Genomic DNA, 14,457 nt, shown 5'->3' on the forward strand with positions numbered 1-14,457 from the left:
ATTGGGGGAAATAATGCTCATAATAAAAAAATATAGTCTCTTTCAGCTTGTTTTTTAAACTCAATCTGTTGTTTACCTTTGTACACATTCAAGTGTTTTGGCGAAGTTTCGGCCACCAAAATCGGATGTTTTTCGGTCATCCCCAACATGGTGGTGCGATCTGTTATCGTTAACTGTCACCGGTCATGTTGTGAAGGGATGTTATGACGCTTTACCGTCTTCTGATGTGCTGCTGCATGAGCCAGATATTATGAGTTGGGTTAAGTAATAATCTGAAGGAAAATAAAGAATTTATATCAGAAAAAATAAAGCTCAAACCACTGCAATCTTTACAGTGATTTGAGCTTTACTACTTATTTCCTCAACAGGCCAGGGAGCAGACGGACATGATTTTTCGTGTTATCAAAAGGAAGATACTGCGACCAAAAAGCATCAAAGATCTTCTATTGAAAAATGTGTTTACAGCAATTCTATCCTCATATAGCACACTGGAAAAGGAAAATGGACACATCAGCAACCGTCCTCGCATGCTGAAAGAGCAGGCAGTTGCCACCAGAAATCGTTATAAAGCTTATTAATCAATCACCTTATAAAAAAAGTTTTTAGCTCTGTAATGGTTTCAAATACATATGAGGGATTTATTTCTCTTAATTTGCTGCTATTAGATAACTTTGCCCATGCTATGGATAAACAGGTGACACCGGCTTTATTACAGGCAACAGCGTCGGATACTGCATCACCGACATAATAGAATTCATCGGCTTTCACTGCATACTTTTGCATAAGATATAGAATCGCTTCTGCTTTATTAGGACTTTTTTCAGACCCTGTCACTATTTCAACGAAAGTATAATTTAAACCTAACTTCTTTAAAGTGATGTCGCAGCTTTTTTCTCCTTTTCCGGTGATTAAAGCAACAATAATATGTTTTTCCTTTAAAAAGTCGATTAATTCACAGATACCCGGAAAAGGTTCAGGGCACATATGATGAAGTTTGTCATAATATTGATAAAAATCCTGTAATGCCTGTTCCCAATTCTGATTTACAACCGCTTTTATCATTCCTATTTCATTGAGTCCAAAAGTTTCTAAAACATCTTTTTCTGTGATTTCATGATCTGCATACGGTGATACAGCTTGACAAATTGCTTCGATACACATTGGAATAGAATCACAAAGAGTACCGTCTAAATCGAAGGCGACCATTTTAACCATATTAGACTTCTCCATTGATTGTTTTAATTACTCGGCAAGGGTTGCCCACAGCAACAGAATTAGCTGGCACATCTTGGATTACTACACTGCCGGCACCTATTACACAACCGTTTCCGATTTGGACACCTGGCAGTATAATGGCACCGCCTCCTATCCAACATCCATCCCCAATATGAACGGGTAAGGCGTAGGTGCGGCAAAAGTATTCTCCACTTTCCTCCGACCAATTCGGTGTCAGGCGTTCGTTTAGTTCAACTGGATGTGTTGCCGTATATATCTGAACATTAGAAGCGACAAGAACATTATTACCAATTATTATTTTATTGCAATCTACGAAAGTGCAATTCATGTTTATGGATACCTTATTTCCAACATATATATTGCAGCCGTAGTCGCAGATAAAAGGTGCCCCCACGGATACATTGTCCCCGACGCTTCCGAACAGTTTTTCTAAAATCTCTCTTTTTTCTGTTTTAAGGTCATAATGCAGACTATTATAAGCTGACAGTAATTTGCGGGCATTAGCTTTATATCCTAAAAAAATTTTATCGTGGCAGTTGTAATACTCACCGGCCATGCATTTTTCCTGCTCTGTCATATAAATCCCCCTTCAGTTTTAGTTAAAGTATAAAAAAACAGCCTGTTACTTATCAAGTAACAGGCTGTTCCTATCGCATTTTAGTCTTCTTGCAAGCACTTCCATTAGAAACAATACGGGAACCTGCGACGTGGCATTAAATCCACCGTTTACCCGTTGCATATCCATGTTGTACGAAATATTCCAATCAGACATCTTAGCAATTGTAGAATTAGGTTGGTTGGTGATACTTAATATTTTACTATTGCAGGCTTGAAACTTTTTAATAAGATCCACTATTTCTTTCGTTTCACCTGAAACTGAAAGTACTAAAAGCATTACCTTCTTTTCACCGATATCAATGACGGGATAATAGGGATCTTCCAATCCTATAGAAAATTTACCTAAATTCGAAAAGTACCTCGAACCATATCTGGCAAGAGTTCCCGAAGAACCCCCACCGATAAACACGACCATTTCCGCATCTTGTATAATCTTCACACCTTGTTTGATTTTAGTTTCGAAGGCACTGGTATTGGTTCCTTGAAAATAGTGTAGCAATACCTGCAAGTCACTTTGTGGAGCAATGTTAGCTATCTCTACTATATTTTCCTTTAATTTTTTCTTAAACTCCGAATAGCTGCCGCAATCTATTTTATTGCAGAACCTCAATATCGTGGACGTTGAAAGCTTCAACTCATTTGCTAATTCACGGATTGTCATAAAGGGAATTTTATCTTGGTTCGCTATTATATATTTATAAATTAAGATCTCCGTTTCATTAAATTTTTGAATAATATCATACGAAAACATAGTGTTCAATCCTTTATATTATTATCGCACCATCCAGCCCGCTAAATCGCACGTTTCCCCTTTATCAATCAATAAGCTTATTTAATAGAAACGGAAGTTGCTCCCGAACCGACTATAGCAAGCTGTCCGTGGAGCAGCATTTCATTCCTCATCTTTAAAATTCATTAAATATTATCTTAGATTCAGAATAAGGAATTCCTGCTAAATCATGTATTAATTGTTCAATATCCCATCTAATTCCCATAAACTTATTCTGACAATACACAGCAACTCCATGTATAATGATATTGTGGATTTTAATGATGAGGGAGTTGTTACTTTGGGCTTTTTGGATTCGGTTCTTGGCAATGCGTCCGAGGTTGATATTAGTGCTATCCAAAATGATTATGCTAGAATTCTCGCCAATAACGAGAGAATTGAAAAAGCGTATCGACTCATTCGTGATATGTTTATATTTACGGATAAGCGTCTGATCTTAGTGAATATACAGGGAATTACCGGAAAAAAGGTTGAATATCATTCCATCCCATATCGCGCCATAACTCATTTTAGTATCGAAACTGCCGGTCATTTTGATCTGGATGCCGAACTCAAAATTTGGATTTCCGGCACAGACACTCCCATTGAAAAGAAGTTCAATAAGAACCTTAACATTTATGAACTGCAAGGTGTTCTTGCCTCCTATACCTTGCGCTAACTGCACTGTCTTGGCACGGTATATTGCAAATTAAATGGGGTGTCGCCAAAACCGGCATTACCTCATTCTGTAGGTTTATAGGCAGCAGCGCTTATTCAATTTACTTAGTCTTTCTTTTACCTTTTCAGCTCAACTTTCATTTTAACGGTGCTTCCTATTAACTCAGGTATATACAAAAACTGGCCCCATCATGAAAGATGATGGGCCGGTTTACTTTGCTATTAAGTATGAAAATCTCATAATCTATTGTCCAGATGCTTTCTAGCCAGTTTATAGACTTGTTGCACTGCTTTTGGTGATACATCCCAGGTTTGAAGCTCTGCTTCCACTAATGCTCCATGCTTCTTACTGATATCCTTCAAAGCATTGCCCACTGATTTTCTTACATATTCACTGGGCTCATCCCTTAAGTTCGCAAGCAATTTTATCGCTTCGTCTGGGTTCTGTCTGAAATAATCCCGGCCGGTCCATATTCGCAAGCCCTCGGTAACCGCTCTTCTGACGTTCGGATTACTATGGTTTAACCATTCGTCCATGATCGGCAGTGAGTTTTCATATCCCTGATCATAACAAAACCGATCAAATGCTTGGGCCAGTACTTCCTGAACTTGCCAGCTTGTATCTAAAGCAACCTCATCCTTTAAAAAAATTAATGACTCATACAATCTGCTTGAAATGGCACCGCAGATAAATGCAGCCAAGGATCTGACTTGATAATGCTCTGATTGGTAATACTGTTTTGCCAGCAAGAAGCAAGCAGTTTCTGAATGATTGCTGACAATCAGGTTAGCCGCATGTTCTGTTTCCTTAAATCCATGCTCGATTTTTTTTATCTTTTCAATCGTATCTTCATACATAAATATCACCTATTTACAGCATACTTCACAGCATTACGTTTTTGCAATTCCTTTGCTGCAAATATGGTGATTTTTCCTTGATGAGCAGAGGAACATTTCCAACTGTCCATCCCCTCAGTTAAGGCAAGCTGTCCTCTTCATCCGGGGGATCAAGCGGTTTCATAGCAGGCTGCGGCATGACCGGGGAGGTTGCCCTTGCGTGCTCAAGCATCTGTAGACATTGTGCCATTACCAGGCCGAATATTGTTGATGATATTACATTGGTTATACCTGTTTTCAAAGGTATAGGAAAGGTTCCGTCTACTTTATATAATGTCGTAATTCCGTCGACTGAGAACCATATCAGCAGGGAAAAAAACCAACTTTTCAAAAAAAGATTTTTGCTATTTATCAGAGGAAGCAGATATACAAACACAACCCCAATTACGGCTGTAAAGAATATTTGACTTATAAAGGTGAAAACTGTCTCTGCGAAGGTATAGGGGGGTACGTGAGCCAGGACGACGATGCCAGTCCAGTCTACAAATCGCAGCGTAGTCAATCCCATACTCCCCAGCAGAAGATCAATGACATTGGCAATAATTCCACTCACAATTCCCACCAGGAATCCCCTTTTGAATCTATCGTCCATTAGCCTGTCCCTCCTTATCTCGACCTTTATAGTATAATATGGCATAAAACATATTATACTTAACGACTGAGTTAAAGGAAGAAAAAAGTAGGACATGGAGATTGACCGTTAGGTAACAGGCTTATTGAAATGGAGGTGCCGCAAACTGCGGCACCTCCATTTCATGGGTAGCCTATATGCTTTTTATCCTGGCATATCGCGCTATTTTAACATCCTATTGATTTGCTTCGACGCAGCAGTACTTTGATTAAACAAAGCCTGTTCCTCTGCATTCAATTCCAAATCAACAATTCTTTCCATGCCGGCCCTTCCTAAAATTACCGGGACAGCAGCACATACATCTGTATTCCCATATTCACCATCAAGATAGGTAATACAGGACATGAGTTTTTTAGTGTCTTTTGCAATCGCTTCAGCCATCGTAGCAATGGCCGCCCCCGGGGCATACCAGGCAGAAGTTCCCAAAAGCCGGGTCAAAATTCCACCACCGTCTTTTGTTTTTGCGCAAACTTCTGACATAACTCTTGCATCCAATAATTTGTTAACGGGAATGCCTTTATAAAAAGCAAAACGTGTCAAAGGGAGCATAAAATCTCCATGAACACCAATAACCATGCCATCGACATCATTAGGATGACAACCAATGGCCTGACTTAAATAATAAATGAATCGGCTGCTATCGAGTACGCCGCTCATGCCAACGACCTTATTCCGGGGCAATCCCATATGTTTTATTGTCAAATAGGTTAAGGTATCGGCCGGATTCGATACAATAATATAGATGGCTTCCGGAGAATATACTGTACAAGCATTTACAACGTCTTTCATAATTCCGGCATTAATTCCGATGAGTTCCTCTCGCTTCATTCCCGGTTTTCGGGCAATACCGGAGGTAATAATAACGATATCCGAATTGCTTGTTTTCTTATAGTCATTGGTACAACCGACAATTCTTGTGTTCGATCCCATTATCGCTAATTGTTGCAGCATATCAACAGATTTTCCTTCAGCAACGCCTTCTTTAACATCTAACAAAACAACATCACTGGCTATATTTTTTAGGGCAATCACATTTGCTGCCGTAGCGCCAACATTGCCTGCACCAATAATAGAGATTTTCATAATAATCGGCTCCTTCAAACTGAATGTGTTCAATCTTTTTAATATATTAAATGATTTACCCATAGTCTAGCACCGGAATAATGATAAGTAAAATACTATTATTCTATGAAATTAATAATAATTTACCTATAATACTAATTAATTGTTGCCTGGCCAATATGTTTCGGTAGGAAGAATACTTCAATGACGGGATAGATCATCAGCAGGCCAAGAAAAGCAAAGCATAATTCATAGGCGACCGTCATGGGATAGAAATGCTGCAATAAATTGGCAATCACGGTGATGAGTGATATTCCCATGCCCTGAGACAATATGGACGTAACAGAATTCAGTGTATTGGCGCTGTTCCGGTGCTGAGGTTCTACTTCAGAAAAACTTAAGCCATTGTAGGCCGTCAGAGCCAGGGAACGGCCTACACCGGAGACGAAAGCAAGAAACATGATCCAAGCAGGCCATGTGTTGATTTGAATGAATGCCAAAGCGAAGGATGCTGCAAATACCATTCCAAAGGAGGATAAGAGTGCACCGCGATAACCTAAATTTCGAATAATAAAATTGGTAAAGGGTTTAATGCCAATATTACCAACAAAAATAAACAACACATAGCTGCCTGCTTTTACAGCAGACCATTGAAAAACGGTTTGTAAAAAAACCGTCAACAGATAAGGCATGGCCCCAACAGACAGCCACAAAACAGAACCTCCGGTCTGACAAACTCTAAATGAAGTAATTTTTAGTGAATCCAGGGAAAATAACGGATGAGCTGCTTGTTTTAGGTGATTGAAAACAATAAAGCCCAGTATTACCCCTAAAACAATTAATCCGGAGGCGCTAAACCAATATTCTTTGCCACGCGTGGCCAGCTCGGCTCCCGTAAGAATGGCGCCGGATAAACAGGCAACTTCGATAAATCCTAAAAAATCAAACGCAGCCCTATTACTGACCTGATCGGTGTCGATCAATTTTATACCGATAAAGGCACTGATCAAACCAATGGGGATATTAATCAAAAAGATCCAATGCCAGCTCCAGTACGTAACAATAAATCCGCCAAACAACGGTGCGATGGCCGGTGCAATCAAAGCAGGCCAGGTAAGATAGCCGACCATGGTTAAGAGCCGTGAAGGCGGTGTTTTTTCTAGCACGATCAACCTTGCTGTCGGTACCATCAAGGCTCCCGAAATCCCCTGGACAATTCTCATAAGCAATAGGAACGCAAAGGTTGGGGCTAAGGCACTGCAAAGTGAACTAAGGGTAAAGAGACCAACCGCTATAATCCAAATTCGTTTCTTGCCAAACCGCCTGGCCATCCAGCCGCTTAAAGGGATAAAAATAGCAACGGTAATCAAATATACACTGACCATTAACGCGATGGTGGCCGGACTTGTGCGAAAATCCTGGGCCATGGTCGGCAATGCCGTCGTTACGATAGTTCCATCTAAAATCTCCATAAAGAGACTGGCAGCCATTAATAAGGCTATTTTTATATCTTTTGTCATGGGACTCACCATTTTATTTCCATTTCTGTTCAGATTCTTTTACATGACTATTTCCTGCCAATCCAAAGAAGCTTCCGGTATCATCAGTCTAATATAAGCGTATATATCGGCTAAATGACGGTTCACCAGTTCCTGTGGAATCCCCGCCGGGGCATAAACGGTGTAGACAGCCTGCCTGGTTTCCGGGTCAATCCGGGTCCGCCGGTCAGGACCATAGATAATGCTTGAAATGACACCTGCCGTATCGGATAGTATCATATCCTGAGCCTTTACCCGTTGTTCCTTGCCGTTTATCAGGGTATACTGCTCCTGTCCTCCCGCCGCATCCAGCGTTAAGGGCAAATGCAGCGCATCGTAATCATGACCGGCCGTTAGCAGGCCATTTTTTAGTTCCGCCATAAACATCGCTTCCACGGCTGGGGAAACGGAGGGAATCGACCTTTCTTTGAAAACGACAGACTCTAACTGCTGCAAAACATGGTATGTCTTTTTATATTGCTTGTAATACTGACTATAAACTGAAATAGGAAAGTAATTCACCAGTTCTTCTTTACTCGTAAAGGTTTGCCGCAGCTTAGCCTCCAGTTCCCGTTTGCACGTTTCACCGGCTTCAGCGTTTGCCGGCTTTCCTATATTTTTTACAACCATAAGGCCCATACTTGCACCTTGGTGTATCTGCCGCCAGGTATCCGTGACACATAACATAGCCACCATCTCCTAATAAGAATTTCTTTCATTCTAAATCCCTGGCGGAGAATTTTCTTGTATGATATTGCTGTATTTTTTCGGTGTGATGCCGGTAATCTGCTTAAACTGCCTGGCAAAGTGACTCTGATCGGTAAATCCTGTCTCCTGAGCAACAAATGCCATAGAACGTCCTTTTGCCAGCAGTTCCTTGGCCCGCTTGATTCTCACCTGTTTTAAATAGGCATGTGGCGGAACTCCCAGCCGCTCCCTGAATATTCGCAGCAAGTGAAACGAACTGAGATGGCAGACGGCGGATAATTCGCTGAGCGAAAAATTCCGGGCATAGGTCTCCTCAATATATTCACGTGCTACTTGAACCGCCCGATGATCCTTCCCGGCAGTTTTTACCGGCAAGCGCTCCGCGGCATGACGCGAAATAAATTCCGTCAGCAGAGTCAATACCATAGACTCCTGCTCGATAAGCGGCAACACTGCCTTTTCCAGTGAGCAGTGAGCTGTTTTAATACGGTTGGCCATAGCATCATCTTTGACCACCCCGTCCGCAAAAAAAGGAATTCTCCCTGCCTTACCGGACAGTTTAGCAGCAGCCTGCTCCAAAAGCTTTGACTCAAGATAGAACATCCGGTAGGTCCATCCTTCTTCCGATAAAGCCGTACCGTCGTGAGCTTCTCCGGGAATGACCAGGTTAATACAGCCCGGAGTTGCAATATTCGTTTTACCCCGGTAGGAAAAACGGAGTGCCCCCGCTTCGATCACACCAATTGCAAATCCTTCATGAATATGCTTTGCAAAAGACTGTTTCACATATTTCGCATGCAGCAATTCCAGATTATTCAATTCCGGCATGATCCAGTAATTCGCTTGTTCCTCATTCTCTCCCGACATACCAGCGCCGCCCCCATCAAAATTCAGCTAATTCGCCTATTTAACCGTCAAGATTTTATCAGTTGCCGTAGTAAAATATATCTACAGCACTATATCACAGGCCTTTCCAAAACACTTGAATTCGTGAGTTAAGTTCCTTCCCGTCGCGTACCTCCCTGGGATAACGCCAATGGGCCGGAAACAGTTTTTTATAATAATAGCTGGAGAATCTTTCATCAATCAAAAGTACTACTCCTTTATCGTCTTCAGAACGAATCACCCGTCCAGCCGCCTGCAGCACTTTATTCATACCGGGATACATATAAGCATATTCAAAGCCCAGTTCATTTTTCTTTTTAAAATGCTCCATGATCAGATTGCGCTCTAAACAGATCTGGGGAAGTCCCACTCCGATAATTACAGTCCCCAACAGCTTGTCCCCTTTGAGGTCAATACCTTCCGAAAAAATCCCCCCTAGCACGCAGAAGCCCACTAACATGAGGTTACGGTCCGGCTGAAACCGCGCTAAGAAACGTTCCCGCTCTGCTTCCGACATGACATTGGTCTGTATAAGAGTCTCAATATCAGGGTGCAATTCCGAAAAAACCTGCTGCACTTCCTGCATATAGTGATAGGAAGGGAAAAAAACAAGATAATTCCCGGTTTTCTGCTGGATCACCAGATGAATATATTGAGCAATTTCCCGGTAGCTGCTCTCCCGGTTTTTGAACTTGGTGGATATCTGATCAGCCACCAGTAAGCATAAATTTTCGACCTTAAAGGGTGACGGGAAGGCAATTTTTGCATCCGTTGCCTCACCACCCAATATTTCACTAAAATAATCCAGCGGGACCAATGTGGCCGAAAAGAATACACCGGACTTGCCTCGCCGGACTGCTTCCCCCAACAGCTTGGAGGGATCAAGGCAAAACAGCTTCACCGTAACCTCTGACGAGGATGTTTCTACATACGTAATATAGTGGTCATCGTAGAGCTCCGCCATTTTCAAAAATATCAGCACATTAAAATAAAGTTCCAGCAAAGCATCATAGCCCTCTGCTTTATGATTGTCGGTTAATAACGCAGAAGCTTTTTTGGCAAACGTCCAAAGCAGGGGATAGAGTTCCTCCGGTTGGTCCAATTGTGTATAATACCCCTCTTCGCTGCACTTTTTTTTCATGCCCAGCATAACCGTATTAATTTTACCCAGAGTTTTACCAATATGCTGGCCTTTATAGAGGTTTTTCACTTTCAAGAAGGTGCTCTTGGTTAGTTCGGCGGAAAACATCTCTCTGGCCCGGTCCACTAAATTATGCGCTTCATCAATTAGAAAGGTATAGTCACCCTGACCGGTCTGAAAAAATCGTTTTAAATACACCCGGGGATCAAAAACATAATTATAGTCACAAATAATGCAGTCGGCCCATACGGCTAAGTCCAGGGAAAGTTCAAAGGGACATACCGTATACTTTTGTGAATAGGCTTCGATTACCTCCCGGGTAAAGGCTCGTTCCTGCAAAAACAACTCCGTAATGGCGTCATTGACCCGATCAAAGTGTCCTTGGGCATATTCGCAATGGTCCGGGTTGCATATGGATTCTTCCTTAAAACAGATTTTATCTTTCGCCGTGATCGTAATGGATTTAAAGTCCAAGCCACAGCTCCGCATGACGTTCACGGCTGCTTCTGCCACTTGGCGGGTAATGGTTTTGGCCGTCAAATAAAATATCTTGCCCGTTTTATGCTCGCCCATCGCTTTAACGGCCGGAAACAAAGTGGAAATGGTTTTCCCAATCCCGGTGGGTGCCTGGACAAATAGTTTTTTATTATCCGAAACGGTTCGATATACCGCAACCGCCAACTCCCGCTGACCGCGGCGATAAGCTGGAAAAGGAAACTTCAGTTTTTTTATGGAAGAGTCCCGCAGTTCCTTCCAGGCCTCAAGCTGCTTAGCCCAAACTAAATAGCTCTCCAGCAGCCCGTAAAAAAACGTTCGCAATTCCTGCAGGGTAACGGTTTCTCTCAGTCGCTTTATTTCCTCTGTATCAATATTGTAATAGGTCAATTGAATATCGAGCTGCTCTATATTGTTTTGCTCACCATAAATAAGTCCATAGCATTTGGCCTGAGCCCAATGCAGGGTATTAAAGGTCTCATCAATTCGTTCCAGGGGAATAGCCGTTGTCTTGATTTCATCGATCACGACCTGCCGCTGCTCGCTAATGATCCCATCGGCCCGGCCCTCTACCAGAAACAGGAAGTCTTTGTAGCTAATTTCATATTTTAGCGGGGCTTCCGCTATATAATTGTCGCCACCAGCCTTTTGCAGCTTTTGGTGTATTCGGGTTCCTTCTACCGCTCTGCTGGCTCCCACAAAGCGAGTATCAATATCACCCGAACGCAAGGTATACTCTACTAAATCTTTTACTGATATACGGACTACATGCGGTATCACCTAAGCCGGCACCTCACTTCCTGCCATATGTAAACCAATTTATTATTTCGCAGCAATTATTTTTATATATATTTTCCGACCGGAACGCGCTGAGACGTTATAACACTTCTTCCGCTTGCCTGGATATATTCTGAGGGCAAGCTATGTGCCTTTATGCAGACTGTAATAACCATATTATATTCTATATTTTTCAAAAGAAAATAGGCGACACTGGACAAGGCAAATCAAATTGCCCCTTTTTATTGACTCTACCAGTGTGGTAGACCGTATAATAAATACGAGCTCTAAAATACACATGCATGTGAGGGAAATAAATGTTACGAATTGGAGATTTTTCTAAGCTCTCAAGAGTAAGTATCCGGATGTTGCGGCATTACGACGAAATCGGCTTGTTGATTCCAGAGCATGTCGACAATTTTACAGGATATCGTTATTACAGTGAAACCCAGTTACCACTGGCCAATCGAATCCACGCCCTTAAAGAAATGGGCTTTACTTTATCTACTATCACGGAAGTTTTAAGAACCTATCATGATCCACAAGCTCTAAGAGAATTCCTGCTAATAAAGCAGGCAGAGGTAAAAGAACAAGCGAAAAAAACTGCTCACCGGTTACAAAGTCTTGAGACAATCATCAATCGTCTTGGAAAGGATGAAAATGCTATGAACTATAACGTCGTTTTGAAAGAAATGCCGCAAAGACTGGTGGCATCCATAAGAAAGAGTATTCCTTCTTATAATGAAGAAGGAATACTCTGGGAGGAACTAATGAAAGAAATCACCCACCAGCATGTACAGCTTGCCAGTCCCTGCTATGCTATTGCTGTTTTTCATGATCAGGAATACGAGGAACACGACCCGGATATCGAAATTCAACTCTCCGTTCAGGGTACTTATAAAAACAAAGAGCACGTGGTGTTTAAAACCGTCCCCCCCATCACCGTTGCATCGGCAACATTCCAGGGAGGTTATGAACATATCGCCGCCGTGAACCAGGCGGTAGCTAATTGGGTGAGAGACAATCGGTATGAATTTGCCGGCTCAATGTTCAACATCTATCACGTGAGTCCCGCACAGTCGCCAAACCCTGATGAATGGGTAACAGAAGTTTGCTTTCCCGTAAGAAAAAAATAATACCCAACAGAAGTACCGGTCATCAATAACAACGGCCGGTACTTCTGTTCAATTGTCCGGCCTGATCACAAAATATGGCAAAATCAGGAGCAAGCTATCGCTTATTCGCTTGCTTCGAGACATCTTTTTTAGTCAAATAATATATGTTTATGCAGACTGTAAATAAATTAATCAAGGCCACCGGTATTGCATGAATAGCAACGGCATAGATGACAAAACATATGGAACCTACCGTGTTCACCAACCGCAGTTTATTTATAGATTTCATTAAGAAGGAAACAGCTACTAAACCGGAAGCCAGGTAGCCCAACCCTTCTACTATATTGATGCTCTCCATATTATCTCAACCTTTCCTTATGGCTTTCCAAACTGAGTATACCTTTAGCTTAGATAGATTATTCGGATTGACCGGCAAAGGACCACCGTTCTTAAGAAACAAAATCTGTAAACGTTCAGCCTGAGCTAAGATAGTTCAGCATTAACATTTTTCAAACAAAAAGCATCTTCTCCTGTTTGATAAAGAAACAGGCAAAGATGCGATTAAGCTATACTTCCTTATTTAGTTTTAGAATAATTCTATACTCTTTACCAAAAATCCTGTTTTTTATAAAGCCTGGGATGTCCCGTAGGTCAAGTCTTTGTGACAGCCGTAAGTGAATTATTCTTTTTTCGCTCCGGTTCTAAATGGCCGATAGAATGCGCGAATATCCTCAGCCAAAGGCTCGGGAGCCTCCATGGCAGTAAAATGACCGCCGCGAGGCATTAACGTCCAGCGAGTTATATTCAAATGCCGTTCCGCCCATCCTTTAGGTGGTAGCAGTATGTCAGCCGGAAAAAGAGCGATCCCCGTGGGGACCCCGATTTGTCCCATAGGCGGCAAAGAATTCATATTTTCATAATATATGCGCGTTGACGACCCACTGGTGTTCGTGACCCAATAAAGCATGATATTAGTAAGCAGCTCATCCTTACTGAAACTCTGCTCAAGATCACCCCGGCAATCGCTCCAGGCATGGAATTTTTCAATAATCCAACCAGCCAACCCCACCGGTGAATCGGTAAGACCGTAAGTAAGCGTCTGGGGCTTCGTCGATTGAATGGACATATAGGCGCCCTCTTGGGCGATCCATTGTTGAGCACTTCTCTTGTAATCCAATTCTTCCCTGGCAAGATCCGCTTCATGAGAAGTCATAAGATTTCTAATGATACCGATATCTGTAAGATGGATTCCAACAAGAAGCTCCGGATGGTTTAATGCCAGATATCTGGTAACGCCAGAACCAATATCTCCACCGGCAGCCGCAAAGCGTCGATAGCCAAGCTCCTCGGTCATTAGTTTAGCCCAAAGCTCGGAAACCCGAAAATTATTGATGCCGCTATGCTCAGGACGGCTGGAAAAACCAAATCCCGGCAGGGAGGGAACAATCACATCAAAAGAATCAGCCGGGTCGCCGCCATAACGGGCCGGGTCGGTCAACAAAGGGATGATCTTCTTGTAGCGGATAAAACTGTCAGGCCATCCGTGAGTCAGTATAATGGGTAAAGGGTTGGGTCCTTTACCGCGTGCATGCGCGAAGTGCAAATCTATTCCGTCGACCTCACAACGAAACTGGGAATAGCGGTTCAGTTCCTGTTCCTGGGCACGCCAATCGAAATGGTCCCGCCAATACGAAACGAGCGACTGCAAATAGCCCATTTCTGTGCCTCGTTCCCACCCCGAATCCTTCAATTGGTCTGGCCATCGAACATGCTCCAGTCTATATTGCAGATCGTCGAGTACATCCTGCGCAATTTGGATACGAAAACCTTCCACAGCCATCATTCTCCTCCTTTAGGTGAGTCATTCTTCAAGATCAACATGACAAGGCGGACAGCTCAGGCACTAG

The 14,457-nt window shown here is 42.4% G+C and carries 15 protein-coding genes; 3 read left to right on the forward strand and 12 right to left on the reverse strand.

Features of this window, described 5'->3' with window-relative positions; genetic code table 11:
- Positions 1 to 386 precede the first annotated feature (386 nt).
- Positions 387 to 578 (forward strand): hypothetical protein, encoded by a 192-nt coding sequence (locus tag F3H20_RS09080; protein ID WP_149734615.1) that lies wholly within the window; start codon positions 387 to 389, stop codon positions 576 to 578.
- A 4-nt stretch (positions 579 to 582) separates the two neighbouring features.
- Here F3H20_RS09080 and F3H20_RS09085 read toward each other — a convergent pair whose 3' ends face one another.
- The 3 genes from F3H20_RS09085 to F3H20_RS09095 are packed head-to-tail and all read right to left on the reverse strand — an operon-like array spanning position 583 to position 2,605.
- Entirely contained in the window at positions 583 to 1,215 is a 633-nt protein-coding gene (locus tag F3H20_RS09085; protein WP_149734616.1) for an HAD family hydrolase, read from the reverse strand.
- A gap of 1 nt (position 1,216) precedes the next feature.
- Complete coding sequence (locus F3H20_RS09090; protein ID WP_149734617.1) at positions 1,217 to 1,813, reverse strand: sugar O-acetyltransferase; 597 nt, start codon at positions 1,811 to 1,813, stop codon at positions 1,217 to 1,219.
- A gap of 45 nt (positions 1,814 to 1,858) precedes the next feature.
- Positions 1,859 to 2,605: a MurR/RpiR family transcriptional regulator gene (locus F3H20_RS09095; RefSeq protein ID WP_149734618.1), complete on the reverse strand. Its 747-nt coding sequence runs from the start codon at positions 2,603 to 2,605 to the stop codon at positions 1,859 to 1,861.
- A 274-nt stretch (positions 2,606 to 2,879) separates the two neighbouring features.
- On the opposite strand from F3H20_RS09095, the gene F3H20_RS09100 reads away from it, so the two are divergent.
- Positions 2,880 to 3,302 carry a PH domain-containing protein gene (locus F3H20_RS09100; RefSeq protein ID WP_223191700.1) on the forward strand — a complete coding sequence of 141 codons (423 nt, stop codon included), beginning with the start codon at positions 2,880 to 2,882 and terminating at the stop codon, positions 3,300 to 3,302.
- A 236-nt stretch (positions 3,303 to 3,538) separates the two neighbouring features.
- Here the strand turns inward: F3H20_RS09100 and F3H20_RS09105 are convergent, their stop codons facing one another.
- The 7 genes from F3H20_RS09105 to F3H20_RS09135 form a co-directional block, all read right to left on the reverse strand.
- A complete protein-coding gene (locus tag F3H20_RS09105) occupies positions 3,539 to 4,159 on the reverse strand; it encodes a DNA alkylation repair protein (protein ID WP_149734619.1) in 621 nt (206 codons plus the stop codon).
- A 118-nt stretch (positions 4,160 to 4,277) separates the two neighbouring features.
- On the reverse strand, positions 4,278 to 4,790 hold the full coding sequence (locus F3H20_RS09110) for a hypothetical protein (protein ID WP_149734620.1): 513 nt from the start codon (positions 4,788 to 4,790) through the stop codon (positions 4,278 to 4,280).
- 201 nt (positions 4,791 to 4,991) lie between these two features.
- Positions 4,992 to 5,912 (reverse strand): malate dehydrogenase, encoded by a 921-nt coding sequence (locus tag F3H20_RS09115; protein ID WP_149734621.1) that lies wholly within the window; start codon positions 5,910 to 5,912, stop codon positions 4,992 to 4,994.
- Between the two features lie 134 nt (positions 5,913 to 6,046).
- Positions 6,047 to 7,411, reverse strand: a complete 1,365-nt coding sequence (locus tag F3H20_RS09120; RefSeq protein WP_149734622.1) for an MFS transporter — start codon at positions 7,409 to 7,411, stop codon at positions 6,047 to 6,049.
- A 39-nt stretch (positions 7,412 to 7,450) separates the two neighbouring features.
- Entirely contained in the window at positions 7,451 to 8,116 is a 666-nt protein-coding gene (locus F3H20_RS09125) for a hypothetical protein (protein ID WP_149734623.1), read from the reverse strand.
- 33 nt (positions 8,117 to 8,149) lie between these two features.
- Positions 8,150 to 9,004: an AraC family transcriptional regulator gene (locus tag F3H20_RS09130; protein ID WP_149734624.1), complete on the reverse strand. Its 855-nt coding sequence runs from the start codon at positions 9,002 to 9,004 to the stop codon at positions 8,150 to 8,152.
- Between the two features lie 94 nt (positions 9,005 to 9,098).
- Positions 9,099 to 11,438, reverse strand: coding sequence for an ATP-dependent DNA helicase (locus F3H20_RS09135; protein ID WP_149734625.1), 2,340 nt, complete (start codon positions 11,436 to 11,438; stop codon positions 9,099 to 9,101).
- Positions 11,439 to 11,752: 314 nt separating this feature from the next.
- Here F3H20_RS09135 and F3H20_RS09140 point away from each other — a divergent pair, with 314 nt between their 5' ends.
- Positions 11,753 to 12,571, forward strand: coding sequence for a MerR family transcriptional regulator (locus tag F3H20_RS09140; RefSeq protein ID WP_149734626.1), 819 nt, complete (start codon positions 11,753 to 11,755; stop codon positions 12,569 to 12,571).
- Between the two features lie 94 nt (positions 12,572 to 12,665).
- Here F3H20_RS09140 and F3H20_RS20440 read toward each other — a convergent pair whose 3' ends face one another.
- Together F3H20_RS20440 and F3H20_RS09150 are read right to left on the reverse strand one after the other, a co-directional pair.
- Positions 12,666 to 12,908: a YgjV family protein gene (locus F3H20_RS20440; protein ID WP_149734627.1), complete on the reverse strand. Its 243-nt coding sequence runs from the start codon at positions 12,906 to 12,908 to the stop codon at positions 12,666 to 12,668.
- A gap of 321 nt (positions 12,909 to 13,229) precedes the next feature.
- Positions 13,230 to 14,384, reverse strand: coding sequence for an epoxide hydrolase family protein (locus F3H20_RS09150; RefSeq protein WP_223191701.1), 1,155 nt, complete (start codon positions 14,382 to 14,384; stop codon positions 13,230 to 13,232).
- Positions 14,385 to 14,457 lie beyond the last annotated feature (73 nt).

This window comes from Propionispora hippei DSM 15287 (genome assembly GCF_900141835.1).
GTDB classification, from domain to species: domain Bacteria; phylum Bacillota; class Negativicutes; order Propionisporales; family Propionisporaceae; genus Propionispora; species Propionispora hippei.